Annotated in this window: 27 protein-coding genes; 24 read left to right on the top strand and 3 right to left on the bottom strand. The window is 41.3% G+C overall.

The genetic code is table 11. The annotated features are described in order from the left end of the window. Positions 1–4 precede the first annotated feature (4 nt). From infB to ATE37_RS09930, 6 genes are all read left to right on the top strand, one after another. Complete coding sequence (infB, locus tag ATE37_RS09955) at positions 5–2,791, top strand: translation initiation factor IF-2 (protein ID WP_084868901.1); 2,787 nt, start codon at positions 5–7, stop codon at positions 2,789–2,791. A gap of 250 nt (positions 2,792–3,041) precedes the next feature. Next, the gene (rbfA, locus tag ATE37_RS09950; RefSeq protein ID WP_001273601.1) at positions 3,042–3,392 is read left to right on the top strand and encodes a 30S ribosome-binding factor RbfA; all 351 of its coding nucleotides are present in this window, start codon (positions 3,042–3,044) and stop codon (positions 3,390–3,392) included. 215 nt (positions 3,393–3,607) lie between these two features. Beyond that, the gene (locus ATE37_RS09945) at positions 3,608–3,790 is read left to right on the top strand and encodes a hypothetical protein (RefSeq protein ID WP_000505782.1); all 183 of its coding nucleotides are present in this window, start codon (positions 3,608–3,610) and stop codon (positions 3,788–3,790) included. Positions 3,791–4,004: 214 nt separating this feature from the next. Continuing rightward, positions 4,005–4,238 carry a DUF1858 domain-containing protein gene (locus tag ATE37_RS09940; protein WP_084868900.1) on the top strand — a complete coding sequence of 78 codons (234 nt, stop codon included), beginning with the start codon at positions 4,005–4,007 and terminating at the stop codon, positions 4,236–4,238. Beyond that, a complete protein-coding gene (locus tag ATE37_RS09935) occupies positions 4,238–5,539 on the top strand; it encodes a DUF438 domain-containing protein (protein WP_084868899.1) in 1,302 nt (433 codons plus the stop codon). Before ATE37_RS09940 ends, ATE37_RS09935 begins: the two co-directional genes overlap by 1 nt. A 9-nt stretch (positions 5,540–5,548) precedes the next feature. After that, complete coding sequence (locus tag ATE37_RS09930) at positions 5,549–5,803, top strand: DUF1912 family protein (protein ID WP_000119707.1); 255 nt, start codon at positions 5,549–5,551, stop codon at positions 5,801–5,803. 93 nt (positions 5,804–5,896) lie between these two features. Here the strand turns inward: ATE37_RS09930 and ATE37_RS09925 are convergent, their stop codons facing one another. Continuing rightward, positions 5,897–6,151, bottom strand: a complete 255-nt coding sequence (locus ATE37_RS09925; RefSeq protein ID WP_084868898.1) for a YjgN family protein — start codon at positions 6,149–6,151, stop codon at positions 5,897–5,899. Between the two features lie 217 nt (positions 6,152–6,368). On the opposite strand from ATE37_RS09925, the gene ATE37_RS09920 reads away from it, so the two are divergent. From ATE37_RS09920 to ATE37_RS09845, 17 genes are all read left to right on the top strand, one after another. Beyond that, positions 6,369–6,764, top strand: coding sequence for a helix-hairpin-helix domain-containing protein (locus ATE37_RS09920; protein ID WP_084868897.1), 396 nt, complete (start codon positions 6,369–6,371; stop codon positions 6,762–6,764). Positions 6,765–7,120: 356 nt separating this feature from the next. After that, positions 7,121–7,681 (top strand): GNAT family N-acetyltransferase, encoded by a 561-nt coding sequence (locus tag ATE37_RS09915; protein WP_084868896.1) that lies wholly within the window; start codon positions 7,121–7,123, stop codon positions 7,679–7,681. Positions 7,682–7,726: 45 nt separating this feature from the next. Beyond that, complete coding sequence (locus ATE37_RS09910) at positions 7,727–10,765, top strand: DEAD/DEAH box helicase (protein ID WP_084868895.1); 3,039 nt, start codon at positions 7,727–7,729, stop codon at positions 10,763–10,765. Further along, entirely contained in the window at positions 10,758–13,409 is a 2,652-nt protein-coding gene (locus ATE37_RS09905; RefSeq protein WP_084868894.1) for a valine--tRNA ligase, read from the top strand. The genes ATE37_RS09910 and ATE37_RS09905 overlap by 8 nt, the downstream gene beginning before the upstream one ends. A 152-nt stretch (positions 13,410–13,561) precedes the next feature. Next, complete coding sequence (locus ATE37_RS09900) at positions 13,562–13,966, top strand: hypothetical protein (RefSeq protein ID WP_180382796.1); 405 nt, start codon at positions 13,562–13,564, stop codon at positions 13,964–13,966. 433 nt (positions 13,967–14,399) lie between these two features. Continuing rightward, positions 14,400–14,546: a hypothetical protein gene (locus tag ATE37_RS10790; RefSeq protein ID WP_180382795.1), complete on the top strand. Its 147-nt coding sequence runs from the start codon at positions 14,400–14,402 to the stop codon at positions 14,544–14,546. Beyond that, positions 14,547–14,924 (top strand): SdpI family protein, encoded by a 378-nt coding sequence (locus ATE37_RS09895; protein WP_084868892.1) that lies wholly within the window; start codon positions 14,547–14,549, stop codon positions 14,922–14,924. It begins immediately after the preceding gene. 391 nt (positions 14,925–15,315) lie between these two features. Next, positions 15,316–15,906, top strand: coding sequence for a DNA-directed RNA polymerase subunit delta (gene rpoE, locus ATE37_RS09890; protein WP_000418415.1), 591 nt, complete (start codon positions 15,316–15,318; stop codon positions 15,904–15,906). Between the two features lie 329 nt (positions 15,907–16,235). Further along, entirely contained in the window at positions 16,236–17,843 is a 1,608-nt protein-coding gene (pyrG, locus tag ATE37_RS09885) for a CTP synthase (protein ID WP_084868891.1), read from the top strand. Between the two features lie 175 nt (positions 17,844–18,018). Beyond that, positions 18,019–18,318 carry a DUF4651 domain-containing protein gene (locus ATE37_RS09880; RefSeq protein WP_084868890.1) on the top strand — a complete coding sequence of 100 codons (300 nt, stop codon included), beginning with the start codon at positions 18,019–18,021 and terminating at the stop codon, positions 18,316–18,318. Next, positions 18,315–18,632: a thioredoxin family protein gene (locus ATE37_RS09875; protein WP_084868889.1), complete on the top strand. Its 318-nt coding sequence runs from the start codon at positions 18,315–18,317 to the stop codon at positions 18,630–18,632. Before ATE37_RS09880 ends, ATE37_RS09875 begins: the two co-directional genes overlap by 4 nt. Before the next feature lie 15 nt (positions 18,633–18,647). Next, on the top strand, positions 18,648–19,274 hold the full coding sequence (gene ytpR, locus ATE37_RS09870) for a YtpR family tRNA-binding protein (RefSeq protein ID WP_084868888.1): 627 nt from the start codon (positions 18,648–18,650) through the stop codon (positions 19,272–19,274). Between the two features lie 41 nt (positions 19,275–19,315). Continuing rightward, entirely contained in the window at positions 19,316–20,077 is a 762-nt protein-coding gene (locus ATE37_RS09865; protein WP_084868887.1) for an SDR family NAD(P)-dependent oxidoreductase, read from the top strand. A gap of 77 nt (positions 20,078–20,154) precedes the next feature. Further along, complete coding sequence (locus ATE37_RS09860; RefSeq protein ID WP_000282436.1) at positions 20,155–20,550, top strand: single-stranded DNA-binding protein; 396 nt, start codon at positions 20,155–20,157, stop codon at positions 20,548–20,550. A 155-nt stretch (positions 20,551–20,705) separates the two neighbouring features. Continuing rightward, on the top strand, positions 20,706–20,990 hold the full coding sequence (gene groES / locus ATE37_RS09855; protein WP_084868886.1) for a co-chaperone GroES: 285 nt from the start codon (positions 20,706–20,708) through the stop codon (positions 20,988–20,990). Positions 20,991–21,005: 15 nt separating this feature from the next. Next, positions 21,006–22,628 carry a chaperonin GroEL gene (gene groL, locus ATE37_RS09850; protein WP_084868885.1) on the top strand — a complete coding sequence of 541 codons (1,623 nt, stop codon included), beginning with the start codon at positions 21,006–21,008 and terminating at the stop codon, positions 22,626–22,628. A 125-nt stretch (positions 22,629–22,753) separates the two neighbouring features. Continuing rightward, positions 22,754–23,521 (top strand): epoxyqueuosine reductase QueH, encoded by a 768-nt coding sequence (locus tag ATE37_RS09845; protein WP_000567565.1) that lies wholly within the window; start codon positions 22,754–22,756, stop codon positions 23,519–23,521. Between the two features lie 71 nt (positions 23,522–23,592). Here ATE37_RS09845 and ntdP read toward each other — a convergent pair whose 3' ends face one another. Together ntdP and recX are read right to left on the bottom strand one after the other, a co-directional pair. Continuing rightward, complete coding sequence (ntdP, locus tag ATE37_RS09840; RefSeq protein WP_000775318.1) at positions 23,593–24,126, bottom strand: nucleoside tri-diphosphate phosphatase; 534 nt, start codon at positions 24,124–24,126, stop codon at positions 23,593–23,595. An 88-nt stretch (positions 24,127–24,214) separates the two neighbouring features. Next, on the bottom strand, positions 24,215–24,991 hold the full coding sequence (gene recX / locus ATE37_RS09835; protein WP_084868884.1) for a recombination regulator RecX: 777 nt from the start codon (positions 24,989–24,991) through the stop codon (positions 24,215–24,217). A 37-nt stretch (positions 24,992–25,028) separates the two neighbouring features. On the opposite strand from recX, the gene rlmD reads away from it, so the two are divergent. Continuing rightward, entirely contained in the window at positions 25,029–26,399 is a 1,371-nt protein-coding gene (gene rlmD / locus ATE37_RS09830) for a 23S rRNA (uracil(1939)-C(5))-methyltransferase RlmD (protein WP_084868883.1), read from the top strand. The last annotated feature ends 99 nt before the right edge of the window (positions 26,400–26,498 follow it).

Here is a 26,498-nt window from a genome sequence, read left to right as displayed (position 1 = left end):
TGATTTGTCTAAGAAAAGATTGTACGAAATCGCAAAAGAACTTGGAAAAGAAAGTAAAGAAGTTGTAGCGCGTGCAAAAGAGTTGGGCTTGGATGTGAAAAGCCACTCATCGAGTGTGGAAGCTGCTGCTGCTGAGCAAATCGCAGCTAGCTTTAAACCTGCACCTGCTCCTAAGGCAGAAGCAAAACCTGCAGCACCAAAAGCAAGTGTAGAAAAGAAAGCAGAAAAGTCTGTATCAGCTAAACCAGTAGCCGCTAAGGAAGAAAGCAAATCAGCTACACCTGCAGCTCCTAAGGAAGAAAAAGTAGTGGCCGCAAGACCACAGAGTCGAAACTTCAAGGCGGAGCGTGAGGCGCGTGCCAAAGAGCAGGCAGAGCGACGCAAACAAAACAAGGGCAACAACCGTGACCAACAACAAAACGGTAACCGTCAGAAAAATGACGGCCGTAATGGTGGAAAACATGGTCAAGGAAACCGCGACAATCGCCGATTTAACGACCAAGGGAAAAAACCACAAGGTCAGGGAAACCGTGGCAATAATCGCCGTCAGCAACAAGACTTCCAGCCAAAACAAGCTGGACCACGTGTTGACTTTAAAGCCCGTGCAGCAGCCCTAAAAGCAGAGCAAAATGCAGAGTACGCACGCTCAAGCGAGGAGCGCTTCAAACAATCGCAAGCTGCCAAAGAAGCCTTGGCTCAAGCTAATAAACGCAAGGAGCCAGAGGAAATCTTTGAAGAAGCTGCTAAGCTAGCTGAACAAACGCAGCCAGTCGTAACAGTAGCTCCTGTAGCGAAAGAAGCACCAGTGGATACACGTCGTAAAAAACAAGCTCGACCAGACAAAGAACGTGATGATTATGATCACGAAGAAGATGGTCCTAGAAAACAACAAAAGAATCGAAGTAGTCAGAATCAAGTGAGAAATCAAAGAAATAGTAACTGGAATAACAATAAGAAGAACAAAAAAGGCAATAGCAAGAACAATCGTAACCAGACTCCAAAACCTGTTACAGAGCGCAAGTTCCATGAATTACCAACAGAATTCGAATATACAGATGGTATGACTGTTGCGGAAATCGCAAAACGTATCAAACGTGAACCAGCTGAAATCGTTAAGAAACTCTTTATGATGGGGATTATGGCCACACAAAACCAATCCTTGGATGGAGAAACCATTGAACTCCTTATGGTAGATTACGGTATCGAAGCCAAACAAAAGGTTGAAGTGGACAATGCCGACATCGAACGTTTCTTTGTCGAAGATGGTTACCTCAATGAAGATGAATTAGTTGAGCGTCCACCAGTTGTCACCATTATGGGACACGTTGACCATGGTAAGACAACCCTTTTGGATACCCTTCGTAATTCTCGTGTTGCGACAGGTGAAGCGGGTGGTATCACTCAGCATATCGGTGCCTACCAAATCGTGGAAAATGGCAAGAAGATTACCTTCCTTGATACACCAGGACACGCGGCCTTTACATCTATGCGTGCGCGTGGTGCTTCTGTTACCGATATTACCATCTTGGTTGTAGCAGCCGACGACGGGGTTATGCCTCAGACTATTGAAGCCATCAACCACTCAAAAGCGGCCAACGTTCCAATTATCGTGGCCATCAATAAGATTGATAAACCAGGTGCCAACCCAGAACGCGTTATCGGTGAATTGGCTGAACACGGTGTTATGTCAACTGCCTGGGGTGGAGATTCTGAGTTTGTAGAAATCTCAGCTAAATTCAACCAAAATATCGATGAACTCTTGGAAACAGTCCTTCTTGTAGCTGAAATCCAAGAACTCAAGGCCGACCCAACAGTGCGTGCGATCGGTACCGTTATCGAAGCTCGCTTGGATAAAGGAAAAGGTGCGGTCGCAACCCTTCTTGTTCAACAAGGTACCTTGAATGTCCAAGATCCAATCGTTGTCGGAAATACCTTCGGTCGTGTCCGTGCCATGACCAATGACCTTGGTCGTCGTGTTAAGGTTGCTGGACCATCAACACCAGTATCTATCACAGGTTTGAACGAAGCACCAATGGCGGGTGACCACTTTGCTGTTTACGAAGATGAAAAATCTGCGCGTGCAGCAGGTGAAGAACGTGCGAAACGTGCTCTTATGAAGCAACGTCAAGTAACCCAACGTGTCAGCCTTGAAAACCTTTTTGATACGCTTAAAGCTGGTGAACTCAAATCAGTTAATGTTATCATCAAGGCCGATGTACAAGGTTCAGTTGAAGCCCTTTCTGCCTCACTTCAAAAAATTGATGTGGAGGGAGTAAAAGTCACCATCGTTCACTCAGCGGTCGGTGCCATCAACGAATCTGATGTGACTCTTGCAGAAGCTTCAAATGCCTTTATCATCGGTTTCAACGTGCGCCCTACACCACAAGCTCGTCAACAAGCAGAAGAAGATGATGTAGAAATCCGTCTCCACAGCATTATCTACAAGGTTATCGAAGAGATGGAAGAAGCCATGAAAGGGATGCTTGATCCAGAATTCGAAGAAAAAGTTATCGGTGAGGCAGTTATCCGTGAAACCTTCAAGGTATCTAAAGTGGGAACCATCGGTGGATTCATGGTTACGAGTGGTAAAGTTACCCGTGACTCTAAAGTCCGTGTTATCCGTGACGGTGTCGTAATCTATGATGGCGAACTCGCAAGCCTGAAACACTACAAAGACGACGTCAAAGAGGTTACAAACGGTCGTGAAGGTGGATTGATGATTGATGGCTACAATGATATCAAGACTGATGATGTGATTGAGGCATACGTCATGGAAGAAATTAAACGTTAAGATTTTTGCTCCTTTCTTAGGTGGTGAGGGACGCAAGCAAACCGATGGTTTCATTGCTTATTTTTGAGCCTAGTGTCTCAAAAATCCCCTGTGATGGGACTAATTTATCAGTCCCATCACTTTCACCACAGCGAAAGAAGCGGATGAGTTCAAATTGAACTTCGTTTCAATTTGAGCTGAAAATCAATAAATTTAAAAATAGCTAGGTCTGCTGGCCTAGCTTTTGGTTCAAAGTAGAGAAAGGAATATCATGGCAAATCATTTCCGTACGGATCGTGTGGGCATGGAAATCAAGCGCGAAGTCAATGAGATTTTGCAAAAGAAAGTCCGTGATCCGCGTGTCCAAGGTGTGACCATTACAGATGTTCAGATGCTGGGTGACTTGTCTGTTGCCAAGGTTTACTACACCATTTTGAGTAACCTTGCTTCAGATAATCAAAAAGCTCAAATCGGGCTTGAAAAAGCAACTGGTACCATCAAACGTGAACTTGGTCGCAATTTGAAATTGTACAAAATCCCAGATTTAACCTTCGTCAAAGACGAGTCCATAGAATATGGAAACAAGATTGACGAGATGCTACGCAATCTGGATAAGAACTAAAAAAGAGGGGACACCCTCTTTTTTGGTGGAGAAATGGCAATAAAAAATACTGGGGAATCTTTCTAGAGTAAAAAATTGTTAAAAAGCTTTATAAAACTCAGCTTGTATGATAGTATAGAAATTGGAAAGAGTGAGATGAAATGATTTCTTATCAATAACTAGCTAGTCTGGTATAGCAATCAGCTAGAAACTGCAGTTAGACGAGGGAAGGTAATATGGGGTTCATTAAAATTCTAGCCAAGACTTACGGGAATTACTTTTTCGTGATGCAAAGCGTCAAAGTTCTGAAGAACATGAAAAAAGACGACAATGCTCTAGTAGGATTCGGGAAAGTACTGCTTGCTGACAAACTGATGGATGTCGCCCAGTGGCTCGCAAAACCAGAGGATAAAGAATAACTTGAAATGAAAGAAACTAGCAGGAATTCCACTGCTAGTTTTTTAATCTCTTCCCATATGGTATAATATAAGCAGTAAAATCATTTTATACTCATTGAAAATCAAAGAGCAAACTAGGAAGCTAGCCGCAGGCTGTACTTGAGTACGGTAAGGTGGCGCTGACGTGGTTTGAATTTGATTTTTGAAGAGTATTAGAACATACACGGAGGTCGTCATGGACAATATCATAGATGTGTCAATTCCCGTTGCAGAAGTGGTGGACAAGCATCCAGAAGTCTTGGAAATCTTAGTGGAGCTGGGGTTTAAACCTCTTGCTAATCCCTTGATGCGCAACACAGTCGGTCACAAGGTATCGCTTAAGCAGGGTTCTAAGCTCGAAGGAACTCCTATGGACAAGATTGTCCGCACGTTGGAAGCGAATGGCTATGAAGTGATTGGATTGGACTAATGGCAGATGAACGGATTCATATCCTACGGGATATTTTATTAGAATTGCACAATGGCGCCTCTCCTGAGTCGGTTCAGGAGCGTTTTGATGCGACCTTTACAGGTGTTTCAGCCATCGAGATTTCCCTCATGGAGCACGAGCTGATGAACTCAGACTCAGGTGTCACCTTTGAAGATGTCATGGAACTCTGCGATGTCCATGCAAATCTTTTTAAAAATGCTGTTAAGGGCGTCGAAGTAGAGGATACTGAACACCCTGGCCACCCAGTTCGGGTCTTCAAGGATGAAAATCTGGCTCTCCGTGCAGCTTTGATTCGCATTCGGAGGTTGTTAGATACCTATGAGTCTATGGAAGACGAGGAAATGCTGGCAGAGATGCGCAAGGGTTTGGTTCGTCAAATGGGACTTTTGGGGCAATTTGATGTCCACTACCAGCGCAAGGAAGAGCTCTTTTTCCCCATCATGGAGCGTTATGGTCACGATTCACCCCCTAAAGTCATGTGGGGAGTGGATGATCAGATCAGGGAACTCTTTCAGACAGCTCTAGCGACAGCCAAGTCACTACCAGAAGTGTCGATTAGCAGTGTAAAGGAAACTTTCGAAGCTTTTGCGACAGAGTTTGAAAGTATGATTTTCAAGGAAGAGTCCATCCTCCTCATGATTCTCCTTGAGTCTTTCACCCAGGATGACTGGATTCAGATTGCGGAGGAGAGCGATGTCTATGGCTATGCCATCATTCGTCCGTCCGAGAAATGGGTGCCAGAACGTCAGAGCTTCGTTGAGGAAAAGAGTGCAGAAGAGCCCGTGCAACTAGATACACCCGAAGGTCAGTTTACTATTACCTTTACCCCTAAGGAAAAGGAAGCAGTGCTGGACCGCCATAGTCAACAGGTATTTGGCAATGGCTATCTCTCTGTTGAGCAGGCCAACCTCATCCTCAATCACCTCCCCATGGAGATTACCTTTGTCAATAAAGACGATATTTTCCAGTATTACAATGACAATGCGCCAGCTGATGAGATGATTTTCAAACGGACGCCGTCCCAAGTCGGGCGCAATGTTGAACTCTGCCATCCGCCTAAGTACCTAGAAAAGGTGAAGGCTGTTATGAAAGGTCTTCGTGAAGGTAAAAAGGACAAGTATGAAATGTGGTTCAAGTCAGATTCGCGAGGCAAGTTTGTCCACATCACCTATGCCGCAGTACACGATGAAAATGGGGAATTCCAAGGCGTGTTGGAGTATGTTCAGGATATCCAGCCCTACCGTGAGATTGATACGGACTACTTCCGTGGATTAGAATAAGGAGAATCAATGAGTTACGAACAGGAATTTATGAAGGAATTTGAAGCCTGGGTCAATACCCAGATCATGATCAACGACATGGCGCACAAGGAAAGTCAAAAAGTCTACGAGGAAGATCAAGACGAACGTGCCAAAGATGCCATGATTCGCTACGAAAGCCGCTTGGATGCTTATCAGTTCTTGCTTGGTAAGTTTGAAAATTTCAAGGCGGGCAAGGGATTCCATGATTTGCCAGAAGGATTGTTTGGCGAGAGAAACTATTAATCGTTGTAAATTAAAAAGTGCGTATGGACGCACTTTTTCTGTTTATACGTGATGTGTGTGTTTGGTGATCCATTGTTCCATTTTGATATGCAACTAGAATGAATAGATGCCCAAAGTGATGATGGTGAGTAAGAACCACTTGAGCCAGTTCCCAAATAATTGAGAACCTGTTCCGTCAAAATAGAGGCGACGTCCATCGATGACAGTGTGCTTAACCTTCCAGTTTTGCATCGTACAAACTGCCCAAGGCGTAGCGATTCCAATAGTAAAAACTATGATAAGCATGGCTAGGATAGCATATCCAACGTAACTCAAAAGGCCACCATCGAAGTAACTTTCGTTATTCATCTTGTTCCCCTTATTAGCTTTTTACGTGAATCAATCTTGTACATTACTGCATATTTTATCAAAAAGTTGAATCATCGTCAAATTAGATTGAAAGAAAAAACGGCTAGATTTTTAAGAGCAATCTCGTTTCCTTTCTTGATTTTTTCCCAAAATCTTGATAGAATATCTTTATTAAATCCTTGTCAGAACAGGGATTTTTTATTGAAAGGATTTTATCATGTCAAAGAAACTCCAACGGAAAAAACAATTACGAAACAGCCTTCGTCGTTCAGGTGCATTTTCAAGTACAGTGACCAAGGTTGTAGAAGAAACAAAAAAAGTTGTGAAACATGCAGAAAAATCTGCTAGCGAAGCAGGAAAAGTTGTCTCTAAAAAAGTGGAACAAGCAGTAGAAGCAACTAAAGAGCAAGCTCAAAAGGTTACAAGCTCTGTAGAAGAATTCGCAGCCAACCTAGGTGGACTTTCAGTCGACCGCGTCAAGACTTTCTACGATGAAGGCATCAAGTCAGCTTCTGATTTTAAAAACTGGACTGAAAAAGAACTCCTTGCCTTAAAAGGAATCGGTCCAGCTACCATCAAGAAATTAAAAGAAAACGGCATCAAGTTCAAGTAATTTTTCTTGCCTCTTGCATTTCCGTCAAAAACTTGTTAAAATAAAGCCATTAGAGGTGTTTTGAGTCCCACATTTTACAGAAAGTGGCGGTGCTGAGAAGTCCACAAATGTGTCAAAACTAGTTGCTAATGACTGAAAATGAAATAAAAATGTTTTTTTGTTTCCTTTTAGGACTAGGCAGCGAGTTGCAGGCTGTACTTAAGTACGCTAAAACGAGCTGACGACGTTATAAAAGAGAAACAAGAAGACAAGAGTTGCGGGCTCTGCCCGAAATTGGGTGGTACCGCGGATAAACACATTCGTCCCTGTCATGGATATGGCAGGGGCGATTTTTTTGTAGAAAGCGAGGTAGAAGGATGACAAGAGCAGAGTTACCAGAACGTTTAGAAACCGAACGGCTAGTCTTGCGAGTCCGCACCGTTGCTGACGCTGAGGATATCTTTGACTATGCCAGTCGGCCAGAAGTCTCCTATCCAGCAGGCTTTCCGCCCGTCAAGACCTTGGAAGATGAGATTTATTATCTGGAGCATATTCTGCCCGAGCGTAATGAAAAGAACAATCTCCCAGCGGGTTACGGCATAGTGGTTAAAGGGACCGATACTATCATCGGCTCTGTTGATTTCCCTCGTCGTCACGAGGATGATGTCTTGGAGATTGGCTATATCTTACATCCAGACTATTGGGGTCTAGGTTATGTTCCAGAAGCAGCGTGTGCTTTGATTGACCTAGCTTTTAAAGAATTGAACCTACACAAGATTGAACTGACTTGCTTTGGGTATAACCTTCAAAGTCAACGAGTTGCAGAGAAACTTGGCTTTACCCTCGAAGCTCGTATCCGAGACCGCAAAGATGCTCAAGGCAATCGCTGTGACAGTCTGATATATGGCTTGCTTAAGAGTGAGTGGGAGAGTTTTTAATGAGTAAGATATATTCTTGTTTTTATATGCTTTAAGGGAGACATGATGAGAAGTAGTCATAATCAAATATTAGATGCTTGGATTACAGTAGAACAATTATCAGAAGGGAATATTGAAAAAAGTGATTCTAAGTATAAGATTTTTCAAGGTGATGATTATCAATCAATATTAAAAGATTTTTTTAAACGTCAAAAATTAAAATCCAGTTCAGGGATTGCTGTTTATTGTGGAATTTTCCCTTTTCGAAAAATTATTGAAGTGTTAAGAGGCAAATACAATTTAAAGGCGACGGAGGAAGAATTGGGAAGAGCTTCTTATAAATTTACTTTTGCTCTATACTTTGATAAAGATTTGAAGTTCTTAGCTGATAAGTTTTTTTTAACCATGAGTGGGCAAATTTTCAAAAATGGGGAATTGCCTAAAGATTTCTTAATAGCAGAAAATGAGCTTCGAGAACAGTTAAGTCAGGCGTTTCTTGATGAAGAGTTCAATGAAGTTTTTAGTAAACTTCTCAAAAAGTATGAGATTTCACCAAGTGATTGCAGATATTATTTTGTTAAGAATTTTGCTGACGAAATAAATTTACATTCATTTTTTCTAAAGGATTTGAAATATGCAAAATCAATTTATAATGAAAATCTCAATCGTTATTTATCAGGATTCGATTCTGTAAGGGTTAATCTGGACGGCAATAAAGAATCATCCTATTTTAATCCCAAAGATTTAGAAACTATACTTGAACCGAAAAATTATCCATTAGGAAGATTTCCTAGTAACCCTGAATATGCTCTTTCCATGATGCAACAAGTAGCTGTAAATTTAGCTTCGAATGCGGATGAAGATGTGAGAAGTGTAAATGGTCCTCCGGGGACTGGTAAAACGACACTTTTAAAAGATATTTTTGCAGATCTGGTAACGGAACAGGCGAGAATTATTAGTGAATTATCGGCTCCTAAGCTTAAAGGGAATCTAGTTTGTCATGACAAACTAGATCTTATTGCAAAATTACCAAAAGAAATTGCAGAAAAAGGAATCGTAGTTGCAAGTTCTAATAATGGTGCTGTTAAAAATATTGTTAATGAATTACCCCAAAGAAAAGAAATTTATCAGAAATTAAATTGGTTAGATGAATTAAAGAAAATTGATTATTTTGCTGAAATCAGTAATGATTTATTGTTAGAAGATGAAGATGTTTCTAACGACAAAAAATATTGGGGATTGTTTTCTATAGAAGGTGGAAAAAAACAGAATAGAGGCCGTCTGCAAAATGTTTTAAAAGCAATACGACAAGAGTTGAATTCGGATAAATTTCAATCGAATCCATCAGTATACGAAGAGTTTAAAATTCAATATCAGAAGCTATTTGATAAAAGAGAAAAGATGCAAGATATAGCAGATAAGATTCGATTGCATGTAAAATTGAAAAATGCTTACCAGCAGGTTGAGATAGAGTTTCATCAGGATGATGCCCAAAGACGTTCAGAACTATCTAAAATACGGGATAAACATATTCAATTAGAAAATAGTAAAAAGGAAATAGAATCTGAGCTGTTTGAGCATGAGCGTCTGATTTCTATGTTAAATGTTAACAAACAGATAGCAGCACAAGATGTTGAGTTGATAAAATTACAAGCTCCACGTTTCTTATGGTTAAAAAGACTTTTCACACCATCGAAATTAGATACTTATTTTACGAGATTGAATCAAGCGAATGAAAGTCTAAAAGCAGAACTGAAGAAAGTACATGATGAAAGTCAATATTGCTACGGTTTGCAAAAAGAGATAAAAATGCATGAACTTGAATTAAATCAATTGAGTCAAAGGCAACAGAGGTATGATGAATGGAAATCTAAACAAGAAGATAAATTAATTCGTCATCAGGAAAAAATTTTGAAATTACAATCGGAACTTGCTACATACCCTGTTAAAAAGTTGAATTTTTCTGTTCCATATGAAAAACTACAAGTATCAAATTTTTGGTTTGATGATGACTATCGAGAAGAGCAGAGTCGTTTGTTTATTAAAGCACTGGCAGTTAGGAAGCAATTTATATATGACAATAAAAAGCATTTTGAAAAAGCATTATGGATTTGGGAGAAGCCTCAAAACTATTCAATGAGAGATAATGCTAGTGATTTATACAAAGCTGCGTGGGATTGGATTAATTTCACGATTCCAGTTATTGGTACAACTTTTGCAAGCTTTAATTCCATGTTTCGGTGTTTGCCTGAAAATAGTATCGGTAATGTATTTATTGATGAAGCTGGTCAGGCATTACCTCAAGCAAGTGTGGGGGCTATTTTTAGAAGTAAGCATATTATGGCTGTTGGGGATCCTTCTCAAATACAACCAGTACAGACTATGGATAAAAATATTTTAGGATTTTTAGCACAGCACCACAAAATAGCCTCTAAATATCTTGTATCATCAACGCAAGAATTGATGGATTCTGCTAGTAGATATGGTTTTAAAAAACAAGATGGGACATGGATAGGACTTCCTCTCTGGGTTCATCGTCGCTCTAGTGATCCGATGTTCAGTATTTCCAATAAAATTTCTTATGATAATTTAATGGTTCAAGGAAAGGAAGAAGCTCGAGGTCTGGGAGAATGGTTTGACGTTGGTGGAGGTGCTAAGGATAAATTTGTTCCTGAGCAAGCTGATTATTTGAAAGAAGAGTTGCAGAAAAGACATGAGGAATTTGATGATATTTATGTCATTACTCCTTTTAAAAATGTATCGGTTCAACTAGCAAAAGAACTAGATAAAATCGGTTTCACAAAGCGGGAGAATGGAAAACCTATAAATGTAGGGACGGTACATACTTTCCAAGGAAAAGAAAATAAGATTGTATATTTTGTGCTTGGAGCAGATAATATGAGTGAGGGGGCTGCTCGCTGGGCTGTCTCTGAACCCAATATTTTAAACGTTGCAGCGACTAGAGCTAAAGAAGAGTTTTATATTATTGGGAATAAATCTCTTTACAAAGCCACACAGAGCCCTATTATAAGAGATACTATTGACATTTTAGATGCTTATCAAAGTAGCTTAGAAATTAACGAGAAAGGACAAACACATGTCTAAAGAACTTTCACCTAAATACAATCCAGCCGAGGTTGAGGCTGGTCGTTACCAAAAATGGCTTGACGAAGATGTTTTCAAGCCTTCTGGCGATAAAAAGGCTAAGCCTTATTCTATCGTTATTCCACCACCAAACGTAACTGGGAAACTCCACCTTGGTCATGCTTGGGATACGACTCTTCAGGATATCATCATCCGTCAAAAACGCATGCAAGGCTTCGACACGCTTTGGCTGCCAGGTATGGACCACGCGGGGATTGCCACTCAAGCTAAGGTTGAGGAGCGCTTGCGTGGTGAAGGCGTTTCCCGCTATGACCTTGGTCGTGAGAAATTCCTCGAGAAAGTCTGGGAATGGAAAGACGAATATGCTACTACTATCAAGGAACAATGGGGCAAGATGGGGCTCTCTGTTGACTACTCTCGCGAGCGTTTCACGCTTGACGAAGGTTTGTCAAAAGCGGTTCGAAAGGTCTTTGTGGACCTTTACAAGAAAGGCTGGATCTACCGTGGTGAATTTATCATCAACTGGGACCCAGCAGCTCGTACAGCCCTTTCTGATATCGAGGTGATCCATAAGGATGTCGAAGGCGCCTTCTACCACATGAACTACATGCTAGAAGATGGTTCACGCGCCCTTGAAGTTGCGACCACTCGTCCTGAGACTATGTTTGGGGACGTTGCGGTTGCGGTTAATCCAGAAGACCCACGCTACAAGGACTTGATTGGTAAAAATGTTATCCTTCCTATCGCTAACAAACTCATTCCAATCGTTGGAGATGAGCACGCTGATCCAGAGTTTGGTACTGGTGTCGTGAAAATCACACCTGCCCACGATCCAAACGACTTCTTGGTTGGTCAACGTCACAACTTGCCACAAGTCAACGTTATGAACGACGACGGAACCATGAATGACTTGGCCTTCGAATTTGCAGGCATGGACCGTTTTGAAGCTCGTAAGGCAGTCGTTGCCAAGTTGGAAGAAATCGGTGCCCTCGTCAAAATCGAAAAACGTGTCCACAGTGTTGGTCACTCAGAACGTACAGGCGTTGTAGTTGAGCCACGCTTGTCTACGCAATGGTTCGTTAAGATGGACCAATTGGCGAAAAATGCCATTGCCAACCAAGACACAGAGGACAAGGTAGAATTCTACCCACCTCGTTTCAACGATACCTTCCTCCAATGGATGGAAAATGTCCACGACTGGGTAATCTCTCGTCAGCTCTGGTGGGGTCACCAAATCCCTGCCTGGTACAATGCTGAGGGTGAAATGTACGTCGGCGAAGAAGCTCCAGAAGGTGACGGTTGGACTCAGGATGAGGACGTATTGGATACGTGGTTCAGTTCTGCCCTTTGGCCATTCTCAACCATGGGCTGGCCTGATGTCGACTCAGAAGACTTCAAGCGTTATTATCCAACATCAACCTTGGTGACTGGTTATGATATTATCCCATTCTGGGTATCTCGGATGATTTTCCAAGGTTTGGAATTTACTGGCAAGTCGCCATTCAAAAATGCATTGATTCACGGTCTCATTCGTGACGAGCAAGGTCGCAAGATGTCCAAGTCTCTTGGTAACGGGATTGATCCAATGGATGTTATTGATAAGTATGGAACAGATAGCCTGCGTTGGTTCCTTTCAAACGGTTCTGCGCCAGGACAAGACGTGCGCTTCTCTTACGAGAAAATGGATGCTTCTTGGAACTTCATTAACAAAATCTGGAACATCTCTCGCTACATCCTCATGAACAATGAAGGCTTGACCCTCGAGCAAGCAACTGCCAATGTGGAAAAAGTTGTCAACAAGGAGGCTGGAAATGTCACAGACCGCTGGATTCTCCACAACCTCAATGAAACTATCGGAAAAGTCACTGAAAACTTTGATAAGTTTGAATTTGGTGTGGCTGGGCATATCCTATATAACTTCATCTGGGACGAGTTTGCGGACTGGTACGTTGAGTTGACCAAGGAAGTTCTTTATAGCGATAACGAAGAAGAGAAAGTCATCACACGTTCTGTTCTCCTTTATACTTTGGACAAGATCCTTCGTCTCCTTCACCCAATCATGCCATTCGTGACAGAGGAAATCTTTGGACAAATCTCAGAAGGCTCTATCGTTACAGCAGAATACCCAACTGTTAACCCAGCCTTTGAAGACCTTGTGGCTCACACAGGTGTGGAAAGCCTCAAAGACTTGATCCGTGCTGTTCGTAATGCGCGTGCAGAAGTAAACGTAGCACCAAGCAAGCCTATCACAATCCTTGTTAAGACAAGCGATAGCGACTTGGAAGCCTTCTTTAACAGCAATGTCAACTACATCAAACGCTTCACAAATCCAGAACACTTGGAGATCGCATCAACCATCCCTGCACCTGAACTCGCAATGTCAAGCGTCATCACAGGAGCAGAAATCTACTTGCCACTCGCAGACCTCCTCAATGTCGAAGAAGAACTGGCTCGTCTCGACAAGGAACTAGCTAAATGGCAAAAAGAACTGGACATGGTCGGCAAGAAGCTCTCTAACGAACGCTTCGTAGCCAATGCCAAACCAGAAGTCGTCCAAAAAGAACGCGACAAACAAGCCGACTACCAAGCTAAGTACGACGCGACCGTAGCGCGTATTGATGAGATGAAGAAGTTGGTGAAATAAACACAGAAACACGGTGATGAACCGTGTTTTTTTGGTATAATTTGAAGAGAGAAAACTTATCTCGGAGGGTATATGTTTATTTTAATCGGGATTTTCTTATTTCTATTCTCTATGAATTGAAGAATGAATTAAATTCCAAAGATGAGAAAGAATTGCAAGATCAAAATGAAGATTTTTTACGTTTTAAATTAAATAAGCTATTCAAGCTATACGAGAAAGGAGAGAGAGAGTTTTCTCTTCCAGAATTTAAAAAGTTATCTTATGAGTCTGATGGGAGAAAATATAATGATTTCTATAACAGTATGTTGTATTCAGAAATCTGTTTTAATTATTTGGATAGAGGAATAATTGGAACTTTCGTCCAAAACAAAATTACAGAAGCTGAGAGTGAAGAAGAAATAAAACAAAAAAGAAGAGCTGAAAAAATTCAAAACTTAATATTAAGTATGAATGAAGAATATCGATTAACTTGTCCAAAGAATGCTTGCAAAATTAGACGATCCGAGAGAACAATAAAAAGGACGGTTTATCCGTCTTTTTTATTGCTTTGTTTTTAACTAGGTTAATAGCCTAGTTAGATTATTAAATCGTAAAAAATAGGGCTTCAATTTTTAGCTGCATTTTATAATTGTTTTATTATGTTTTGAAGAATTAAAAATCGGGGTGGTATATTTACCTTACCGACCACTTTAATTTTGTTTTCTACAGTAATTGATAAGGAAATGAGAGTTTAGAATCGATTTTAACAAAATATCTGTACAGAAAATGTATAGAAAGTGCTATAATAGTTATACATAACGTTATGTACAACGTATATAATCGACAAAAAAGAGGTGAGAATATGAGCGTGCAAATTAGTATGCGTGTATCAAAAGAACAGAAAGAAAGACTTGTAGAAATATCTAAAAAACAGAACAAAAGTCTGACTCAGTATGTTTTAGATAGATGTATTATAGATGATGTAGCACGTTCTAGCGCACGTGTAAAAAAATGCTACAAAGTCAAATTGAGCAATTGCGCGATGATTTTGAGCGTGAACGTACTCAACTAGTGGATCAAATCGTTCAAAAAGACAAGCAGATTGCTGACATGATCGGAATCTATCATTTAGAGGTAAAAGTAATGGAGGGAATTTAAATGGGATTTAGGATATTCATGCTAATTGTAGTTTTACTTATTCCGTTAACTATGCTTTTATTTGGCTGGCTATTTTTCAGGAGAACACCGAAAGAAATCAATTATTTTTTCGGATACCGAACAAAAAGGTCCATGAGGAATGAAGAAACATGGAAGTTTGCGAATCAATATTTGGGGAAAGTATGGTATCTTTGCGGACTACTTTCAGCACCTCTCTCCGTGATTGCCATGGCCATTGTTTTTGAAAAGGGAACGGAGACAATGAGTACTGTTGGCTTTATTATCACGATGATTCAGACAACCCCTTTAGTTGGCGCGATGATTTCAACAGAGATTGCATTGAAGAAAAACTTTGATGAAAACGGGAGAAGGAAATAAACGAGGTATATCCATCACTAGAAGAAAAGCAGCAATCTGTGATTTTTTCATTTCGTTTTGTCCATAGATTATCTAAAGAAATAGTTCAATATTTGATTTGGTTATATCTTCTTGAATGAAAATTATAAGTAAAAGATTTATTCATCCTTATACTGGAAAAAATCAATATTTTAGAAATCGTCTTACCACATAAAAAACTCAGTCAATTTGTTCTTAAAACTCCACCAAGCGATACCATCGACTGGGTAGCAAAGAAATAAAAAGTCCTGTCACTTTCTCCCATTTAACCTTTGACTATTCCGCAAAATTATCGTACAATAAAGAGTACATGATAGAATGAGGTCAGAGTCTGTTCGCTCTGGCGATAGTAGTAAAAATGAGGAGAAACGCTTTGGAATTAGAAGTATTTGCTGGGCAAGAAAAAAGTGAACTATCTATGATTGAGGTAGCGCGTGCTATCTTGGAACTTCGTGGTCGCGATCATGAGATGCATTTTAGCGATCTTGTAAACGAAATTCAAAACTACCTTGGAACATCAAACAGCGATATCCGCGAAGCTTTGCCTTTGTTCTACACAGAGTTGAACTTTGACGGTAGCTTCATCTCTCTTGGAGACAACAAATGGGGGCTTCGTTCATGGTATGGTGTAGACGAAATTGACGAAGAAATCATCGCTCTTGAAGAAAGTGACGACGATGAAGTAGCTCCAAAAGCTAAGAAAAAACGTGTCAATGCCTTTATGGATGGTGATTCAGATGCCATTGACTACAATGCGGATGATCCAGAAGACGAAGATGCATACGAAGCAGACCCAGCTCTTTCATATGATGATGAAAATCCAGATGATGAGAAAAATGAAGTGGAAGCTTACGATGCAGAAATCAACGAAATCGCCCCTGATGACTTGGGTGAAGACGTGGATCTCAACGAAGAAGACGACGAGTTTTCTGACGATGACGCTGAAACAAGTGAAGAAGAGTAAAAGACTTCACAGAGGAGATCGCCTGATCTCCTTTTTTGTTCCTTGAGCAGAGTGGTTAAGCAGGTCATCCGTTTGGATGCGGATCTTTAGTTGGTTTTCTGAAAACAATCTCCTTTTTTCATGTTTAACCAATTCGAGTTGACAAATGTTCTGCTTTAAGGTATTATATTGTTCGGGCACCTCTTTTAGAGGTCGGGGCTCCCTAGTTACTAGGGAGCTATTTTTGTTTTTTCAGGAAGTTTTCTTGAAGAGTTGTTATTCATAAGGGTCTTGTTTTCGATGTCCCCTTGTAGTTAACAAGGCCTTGAGCATTTTAGAAAGAGGAATCTATGTCTACGAAATATATTTTTGTAACTGGTGGTGTGGTGTCGTCTATTGGGAAAGGAATTGTCGCAGCAAGTCTGGGGCGTCTCTTGAAAAATCGTGGTCTTAAAGTAACTATTCAGAAGTTTGACCCTTATATCAATATCGATCCGGGAACCATGAGTCCTTACCAGCATGGGGAAGTCTTTGTGACAGATGATGGTGCTGAGACCGATTTGGACTTGGGGCACTATGAACGTTTCATCGATATTAATTTAAACAAATATTCCAACGTGACAACTGGTAAAATCTACAGTGAAGTTCTTCGTAAGGAACGCCGTGGCGAGTACCTTGGGGCAACCGTTCAAGTTATTCCTCATATCACAGATGCTTTGAAAGAAAAAATCAAGCGTGCTGCTGTAACGACTGATTCGGATGTCATTATCACAGAGGTCGGCGGAACCGTTGGGGATATCGAGTCCTTGCCATTCCTAGAGGCTCTTCGTCAGATGAAGGCAGATGTGGGGGCGGATAATGTCATGTACATCCATACAACCTTGCTTCCTTATCTGAAGGCTGCTGGTGAGATGAAGACCAAGCCAACTCAACATTCTGTAAAAGAATTGCGTGGTTTGGGAATCCAGCCAAATATGTTGGTCATTCGTACCGAGAAACCAGCTGGTCAAGGAATTAAAAACAAACTAGCTCAGTTCTGTGACGTGGCTCCAGAAGCCGTTATCGAGTCTTTGGATGTCGAACACCTTTACCAAATTCCATTGAATTTGCAGGCACAAGGCATGGACCAAATTGTCTGTGACCATTTGAAACTAGACGCACCAGCAGCGGATATGACAGAGTGGTCAGCCATGGTGGACAAGGTCATGAACCTGAAAAAACAAGTTAAGATTTCCCTTGTCGGTAAGTATGTGGAGTTGCAAGATGCCTACATCTCAGTGGTTGAAGCCTTGAAACACTCTGGCTATGCCAACGACGCAGAAGTGAAGATTAATTGGATCAATGCCAATGATGTGACAGCAGAGAATGTGGCGGAGCTCTTGTCGGATGCGGACGGAATCATCGTACCAGGCGGTTTTGGCCAACGTGGTACGGAAGGAAAAATTCAAGCCATTCGCTATGCGCGTGAGAATGATGTTCCAATGTTGGGTGTTTGCTTGGGAATGCAGCTGACTTGTATCGAGTTTGCTCGTCACGTTTTAGGGCTTGAAGGTGCCAATTCTGCAGAACTTGCACCAGATACAAAATACCCTATCATTGATATCATGCGTGACCAGGTTGATGTTGAAGATATGGGTGGAACCCTTCGCTTGGGACTTTATCCATCTAAGTTGAAACGTGGTTCTAAAGCAGCGGCTGCTTATCACAATCAAGAAGTGGTGCAACGCCGTCACCGTCACCGTTATGAGTTTAACAACGCCTTTCGTGAACAGTTTGAGACAGCAGGTTTTGTCTTCTCAGGTGTTTCTCCAGACAATCGTTTGGTCGAAATTGTGGAAATTCCTGAAAATAAATTCTTTGTGGCTTGTCAGTATCACCCTGAACTTTCCAGTCGTCCGAACCGTCCAGAAGAACTCTACACTGCCTTTGTCACTGCAGCAGTTGAGAACAGTAATTAACAAAATCAGAACCTTTGAGAACAATCTCAGAGGTTTTTTAAATTCATTCAGGAAATCTTGATAACTCAGTCGCTTGGCGATAAGAATCAGAAGTTTTCTTTCTACGGTAATGGATAAGATTTTCCTTGTTCGTATACGGCTTCCCTATTTGTCCTAGAGCCCTTTTTGTGTTACAATGAATGGTATGAAAGCTAAGAAATTATGGATGACTGGCTTGACTGTGGCTGGTCTAAGTGCCCTTGCTTTGGGGGCTAAAAAAGCAGCAGATAACCACAAACTCATGAAGACTCAGGAAGAGTTGACCGCTATCGTGCGCGAACTTTTCTCAGATATGGGTGAGATTGCGACTCTCTATGTTCAAGTCTACGAAAGTAGCCTAGAGCGACTTGTCGGAGGAGTCGTTTTCGAGGATGGTCGTCACTATACCTTTGTCTATGAAAATGAAGACATGGTCTATGAGGAGGAAGCCTTATGATTACTCCCAATAGTATAGAAGAGCTTGCAGGTTTTGTCGAGCAAGATGGCAAGAAGGTCTTTCTTTTTGTGGCGGACTGGTGTGGTGATTGTCGTTATATCTATCCTGTCTTGCCAGAGATTGAGGAGACCAATCCAGAGTTCACCTTTATTCGAGTGGACCGTGACCAGTACATGGATCTAGCCAAACTCTGGGATGTGTACGGGATTCCTAGCCTTGTTGTGCTAGAAAAGGACACGGAAATCGGCCGATTTGTCAATCACGACCGTAAAAGCAAGCAACAAATTAACGACTTTTTAGCAGGACTGAAATAGGAGAAAATGGAAAGAATGATTTTTACATATAATAAAGAGCATGTTGGCGATGTCCTTATGATCATCGTGAAAAATAGCGGAGATGCCAAGTTGGACGTGGAGCGCAAAGGAAAGGTAGCCCGTGTTTTCCTCAAAGAAAATGGAGAAACAGTAGCTTGGAATATTTTCGAAGTTTCAAGTTTATTTGAAATTGCAGAGCGTGGTCAAGTGTTTTTGACAGATGAGCAAGTAGAACGTTTGAACCAAGAATTGCAGGCGGAAGGCTTTGCAGAAGAGATTGTCAATGACAAAGAACCTAAGTTTGTCGTCGGTGAGATTGTTGAGATGGTAGCTCACCAAGATAGCGATCACCTTAACATCTGCCAAGTTGCAGTCGCAAGTGACAAGACAGTGCAAATCGTTGCAGGAGCACCTAATGCGCGTGTTGGATTGAAAACCATTGTGGCTCTTCCTGGAGCGATGATGCCAAAAGGCAATCTCATTTTCCCAGGCGAACTTCGCGGTGAAAAGAGTTTTGGTATGATGTGCAGTCCTCGTGAGTTGCATTTGCCAAATGCTCCGCAAAAACGTGGGGTTATTGAATTATCAGAAGACCAAGTTGTCGGAACTCCATTTGACCCAGCCAAACACTGGACGTCCTAGGAAATTGTCGGTATTTGATAGACCAGATAGAGGGGGATAAGATGGCGAAAAATGTAGTAATTACAGGAGCGACCTCAGGAATCGGTGAAGCGATTGCGCGTGCTTATCTGGAGCAGGGGGAGAATGTCGTTCTAACAGGGCGACGGACAGACAGATTAGAGGCTCTCAAGTCAGAGTTTACAGAAACTTTTCCAAATCAAACTGTCTGGATCTTTCCACTGGATGTGACGGATATGGCTGTGGTCAAGACTGTCTGCTCCAATATTTTGGAAACGATAGGGCAGATTGATATCTTGGTCAATAACGCTGGACTAGCTCTTGGCTTGGCTCCCTATCAAGACTATGAAGAGTTGGATATGCTGATCATGTTGGATACCAATGTCAAGGGTTTGATGGCAGTCACTCGCTGTTTCTTACCAGCAATGGTAAAAGCCAATCAGGGTCATATTATCAATATGGGATCGACCGCAGGAATTTATGCCTATGCGGGTGCAGCAGTTTATTCAGCCACCAAGGCAGCAGTTAAGACTTTTTCAGATGGACTGCGAATTGATACGATCGCAACGGACATCAAGGTGACAACCATTCAACCGGGGATTGTCGAAACAGATTTTTCTACAGTACGTTTTCATGGTGACAAAGAGCGGGCTGCGACGGTTTATCAGGGGATCGAAGCCTTGCAGGCACAAGACATCGCAGACACTGTTGTCTATGTGGCCAGTCAACCCCGTCGTGTGCAGATTACAGATATGACTATTATGGCCAATCAACAGGCGACAGGTTTCATGGTTCATAAAAAATAAAAAATTTCTTCGAAAAGTTACAAATTTCTGTAACTTTTTTTGATTCCTTGCGAATAGATAAGTAGGAGGAAGAAAATATGTATAATAAAGTTATTCTTATTGGACGTTTAACGTCTACACCAGAATTGCACAAAACCAACAATGACAAGTCGGTAGCGCGAGCAACTATCGCTGTGAATCGTCGTTACAAAGACCAAAATGGGGAACGTGAAGCTGACTTTGTCAATTTGGTTCTTTGGGGAAAATTGGCTGAAACTTTGGCAAGCTACGCAACTAAAGGTAGTCTTATCTCTGTGGATGGAGAACTTCGTACCCGTCGCTTTGAGAAAAATGGTCAGATGAACTATGTGACTGAAGTTCTTGCCACAGGATTCCAACTTTTAGAAAGCCGTGCCCAACGTGCCATGCGTGAAAATAACGCAGGACAGGATTTGGCAGACTTGGTTTTGGAAGAGGAGGAATTGCCATTTTAAGCATAGAAAAGCCTGAGTCAATCTCAGGCTTTTTATCTTGAGAAAGTCAGACTTTTTTCTTGACTATTTCTGACCAAGTGATACAATAGAACTATGAATTAGCAGTCAGATATAAAGAGTGCTAATAATATGTAGTTTATCATGGAGGAAAACAGATGTTGAAACCATTAGGAGACCGTGTGGTCTTGAAAATCGAAGAAAAAGAACAAACTGTTGGTGGCTTTGTCCTTGCGGGCTCAGCCCAAGAAAAAACAAAAACAGCTCAAGTTGTAGCTACTGGACAAGGTGTTCGTGCCTTGAATGGTGACTTGGTTGCTCCAAGCGTTAAGCCTGGAGACCGTGTCTTAGTTGAAGCTCATGCAGGTATTGATGTCAAAGATGGCGATGAAAAGTACATCATCGTTGGAGAAGCCAATATCTTGGCAATCATTGAAGAATAGAAGGAGAAAGTAATTATGTCAAAAGAAATTAAATTTTCATCTGATGCTCGTTCAGCTATGGTCCGTGGTGTTGATATCCTAGCAGACACTGTTAAAGTAACCTTAGGACCAAAAGGTCGCAACGTTGTTCTTGAAAAATCATTTGGCTCACCATTGATTACCAACGATGGTGTTACTATTGCTAAAGAAATCGAGTTGGAAGACCATTTTGAAAATATGGGTGCTAAATTGGTATCAGAAGTAGCCTCAAAAACCAATGATATCGCAGGTGACGGAACGACAACTGCAACTGTTTTGACCCAAGCAATCGTCCGCGAAGGAATCAAAAACGTCACTGCAGGTGCCAATCCAATCGGCATTCGTCGTGGGATTGAAGCAGCGGTTGCCGCAGCTGTAGAAGCCTTGAAAAACAATGCCATCCCTGTTGCCAATAAAGAAGCCATCGCTCAGGTTGCTGCTGTATCTTCTCGTTCTGAAAAAGTCGGTGAATACATTTCTGAAGCTATGGAAAAAGTTGGTAAAGACGGTGTTATCACTATTGAAGAGTCACGTGGTATGGAAACAGAACTTGAAGTCGTGGAAGGAATGCAGTTTGACCGTGGTTACCTTTCACAGTACATGGTGACAGATAGCGAAAAAATGGTGGCGGATCTTGAAAATCCATACATTTTGATTACTGATAAGAAGATTTCAAATATCCAAGAAATCTTGCCACTCCTAGAAAGTATTCTCCAAAGCAACCGTCCGCTCTTGATTATTGCGGATGATGTAGATGGTGAAGCTCTTCCGACTCTTGTATTGAACAAGATTCGTGGAACCTTCAATGTCGTAGCTGTTAAAGCACCTGGCTTTGGTGACCGCCGTAAAGCGATGCTTGAAGATATCGCTATCTTGACAGGTGGAACAGTTATCACAGAAGATCTTGGTCTTGAGTTGAAAGATGCGACTATTGAGGCGCTTGGTCAAGCAGCGAGAGTAACTGTGGACAAAGATAGCACTGTTATCGTAGAAGGTGCTGGAAATCCTGAAGCTATTTCTCACCGTGTTGCGGTTATCAAGTCTCAAATCGAAACTACAACTTCTGAATTTGACCGTGAAAAATTGCAAGAACGCTTGGCAAAATTGTCAGGTGGTGTCGCAGTCATCAAGGTCGGAGCTGCAACTGAAACTGAGTTGAAAGAAATGAAACTCCGCATTGAAGATGCCCTCAACGCTACTCGTGCAGCCGTTGAAGAAGGAATCGTTGCAGGTGGTGGAACAGCTCTTGTAAATGTCATCCCAGCCGTAGCTGATTTGGAATTGACAGGAGATGAAGCAACAGGACGCAATATTGTTCTCCGTGCTTTGGAAGAACCTGTTCGTCAAATTGCCCACAATGCAGGATTCGAAGATTCTATCGTTATCGATCGTTTGAAAAATGCTGAAGTTGGTACAGGCTTCAACGCAGCAACAGGCGAGTGGGTCAACATGATTGAAGAGGGGATCATTGACCCAGTGAAAGTGAGCCGTTCAGCCCTTCAAAATGCAGCATCTGTAGCCAGCTTGATCTTGACAACAGAAGCAGTCGTAGCCAATAAACCGGAACCAGCAGCCCCAGCTCCAGCCATGGATCCAAGCATGATGGGCGGCATGATGTAAAAGTAACTTATAAAAAACACAAAAGGAGGGAAGAACATTCCCTCCTTTTATGGTTTTCTCTTCTAAAATTGATTTGAGCTCTCCTAACTTATATGATAAAATAAGACTAGAAAAAGGAGAAGAACATGATTGATGTAGAAGAAATTCTGAGCAAGATGAATCCCAATCAGAAGATTAATTATGACCGTGTTATGCAAAAAATGGTTCAAGTTTGGGAGAAAAATGAGCAACGTCCCACTATTCTCATGCATGTTTGCTGTGCTCCTTGTAGTACCTACACCCTAGAATACCTGACCAAATACGCGGATGTGACCATCTATTTTGCCAATTCCAATATCCATCCCAAGGCAGAATACCACAAGCGAGCTTACGTCACCAAGAAATTTGTTAATGATTTCAATGAGCGAACAGGAAATACGGTCCAGTATATAGAAGCGCCTTATGAACCCAATGAATACCGGAAGTTAGTCAGAGGACTGGAAGAAGAACCCGAAGGTGGCGATCGTTGCAAGGTTTGTTTTGATTACCGTTTGGATAAAACAGCACAGGTAGCTATGGACTTGGGCTTTGACTACTTTGGTTCAGCTTTGACCATCAGTCCCCATAAGAACTCTCAAACCATCAACAGTATCGGAATTGATGTGCAAAAGATTTATACCACTCACTATCTCCCAAGTGATTTCAAGAAAAACCAAGGCTACAAGCGTTCGGTGGAGATGTGTGAGGAATATGATATCTACCGTCAATGTTATTGTGGATGCGTCTATGCAGCTCAAGCCCAGAATATAGACCTTGTTCAGGTTAAGAAGGATGCCACGGCTTTCTTGTTGGATAAGGATGTTGAAAAAGACTATTCCCATATCAAGTTTACCGTCACTAAATTAGATATATAGAAATCAACCCAGCTGTAAAGCTGGGTTTTTCAAATAAAAAAACCAGGGCTCTCACCCCGGCTTGACAACTTTTACCGATTCTTTAGTTCTATGTAGCGTTTGTACCAAATGTTGACATAAGCCTCTGAGAAAGGACCGCGTCCATTGTTGATCCAATCAACAAGGATTTTAACATGTTCTTTCAAAATATAGTCTAAATCATCAGAATACTTCATTTTGCGTTTATGGCGCTCATACTCTTCAACGTCCAAGAGACGTTTTTCACCATCAGTAAAGACCTTGACATCCAAATCATAATCAATGTATTTCAGGGCTTCCTCATCTAGATAGTAGGGGCTAGCCATATTGCAATAGTAGGAAATCCCATTATCGCGAATCATAGCAATGATATTAAACCAATATTTTTTGTGAAAGTAAACAATAGCCGGTTCTCGAGTCACCCAACGACGACCGTCACTTTCGGTAACAAGTGTGTGGTCGTTGACGCCGATAATGGCGTTCTCTGTTGTTTTTAGTACCATGGTGTCCCGCCAAGTACGGTGAAGACTCCCATCATGCTTATAACTTTGAATTGTAATAAAGTCGCCTTCTTTTGGAAGTTTCATAACTAACCAACTTTCTACAATTTATAAGTTTATCGTTTACTATTATATCATAAATCGGTCTAATTTTTTTGAATTTTACACGAAAATATTAAAGATATTCTCTGAGAGCGCTGGCTATATCCGAAAAATCATAGCCTTTTCGAGCTAAAACTTGAGTTAATCGTTGCTTTAGTTCGTAACCTTCATATTTGCGAGCGTATTTAGTATATTGTTTGTCTAGCTCTTTAAAAATGAGTTCTTGAGTTGTTTCTTGATCAACTTGACTATCCAAGTCATCAAAGGCGTTTTTAGCATCAGAATAGGAGAAACCTTTGTTCGTCAAGTTTTGAATGATCTTATCCTGCAAGGCACGAGCGGGAAGTTTTCCATTGTGTTTTTGAAGCAGTTTTTCTGCAACACGTTGAGCAACCTCTGAAAAATCAAAATCCTTTAAAACCTCCTCGATGGTTGATTTTGCCACTCCTTTTTGAGATAGTTTCTGAGTCAGCACATAAGGTCCCTTATCACCAGAAAGTTGATTTGCGTTGATGATAGAGTAGGCATACTGACGATCATTAATCCAGTTGTCTTCTTTAAGGTTAGCGATAACTTGACTAGTTATTTTTTCATCAATATCATACTTTTTCAGATACTCTCGCACTTCCTTTTCAGTACGGGCCTTGAAGGATAAATGGTAGAGAGCGAGATTCTTACCATAAGAAAACTGAGCAAAGTCCTGAATCTCGGTAAGTTCCTCTTTACTAATGACCCTATCTCGAGATAGCATAAAACGGACAATGGTATCTTCCGTGATATAAGAGGTTTGCTGTCCATCTAGTTCCATCAAGTAGAGGCGCTTTTTCTTTTCAAGTTTTGTGATTTTCATAGTTCTATTATACCCTAAAATGTGATAAGATAGGGGTATGAATCTGAAAGTCAAACAAAAAATACCTTTAAAAATCAAGCGGATGGGCATCAATGGTGAGGGAATCGGTTTCTACCAGAAAACCCTCGTTTTTGTGCCAGGCGCCCTCAAAGGAGAAGACATCTATTGTCAGATTACTTCTATTAAACGTAACTTTGTTGAAGCCAAATTACTAAAGGTTAATAAGAAGTCTAAATTTCGAGTCGTACCAGCTTGTACGATTTATAATGAATGTGGTGGTTGCCAAATCATGCACCTCCACTACGATAAACAGTTAGAGTTCAAAACGGATTTGCTCCATCAAGCCCTGAAAAAATTTGCCCCTGCAGGATATGAAAACTATGAAATCCGTCCAACTATCGGAATGCAGGAACCAAAGTACTATCGTGCTAAGCTTCAATTCCAGACTCGAAAATTTAAAAATCAGGTCAAGGCAGGTTTGTATGCGCAAAACTCACATTATCTCGTAGAGTTGAAAGACTGTTTGGTGCAAGATAAGGAAACCCAAGTGATTGCGAATCGCCTAGCTGAACTTCTTACTTACCACCAAATTCCAATTACAGATGAGAGAAAAACGCTCGGTGTTCGCACCATCATGGTACGCAGAGCAAGAAAAACGGGGCAAGTTCAGATTATTGTTGTCACGAATCGCCAGCTTAATTTGAATCAACTAGTCAAAGACCTAGTCAAGGACTTTCCAGAAGTCGTCACAGTTGCAGTCAATACAAATACAGCAAAAACAAGTGAAATCTATGGTGAAAAGACGGAAATTATCTGGGGCCAAGAGAGTATTCAAGAAGGAGTACTGGACTATGAGTTTTCTCTCTCACCCCGTGCTTTTTATCAGCTTAATCCTGAGCAGACAGAAATTCTCTACAGTGAAGCAATTAAGGCTCTGGATGTCAGCAAAGAAGACCATCTAATCGATGCTTATTGTGGTGTTGGTACGATTGGATTTGCCTTCGCAAAGAAGGTCAAGAGTCTCAGAGGAATGGATATTATACCAGAAGCCATTGAAGATGCCAAGCGAAATGCTAAAAAAATGGGATTTGACAATACCCATTACGAAGCGGGGACAGCAGAAGAGATTATTCCACGCTGGTATCAAGATGGCTACCGAGCGGATGCATTGATAGTTGACCCTCCTCGTACAGGTTTAGATGATAAGCTGTTGGAAACCATTCTGACCTATGTCCCAGAAAAAATGGTCTATGTATCCTGCAATGTTTCAACCTTGGCACGAGATTTGGTTAAGCTGGTAAAAGTCTATGACCTCCAGTATATCCAGTCGGTCGATATGTTTCCCCACACTGCACGGACAGAAGCAGTTGTTAAGTTAGTGAAGAAAAGAAAAAATCAACTTCACTGAAAAAAGTTCTTGACAAAGGTAAAAAAGTAGGTATAATAGAAAGAGTTGAAAAGCTCAAGGTCCGTTGGTCAAGGGGTTAAGACACCGCCTTTTCACGGC

The sequence above is a fragment of the Streptococcus oralis subsp. tigurinus genome (assembly GCF_002093575.1).
GTDB classification, from domain to species: Bacteria; Bacillota; Bacilli; order Lactobacillales; family Streptococcaceae; genus Streptococcus; species Streptococcus oralis_CH.
The sequence above is the reverse complement of the archived record's forward strand: the minus strand, read 5'-3'. Positions and strand labels throughout refer to the sequence as shown.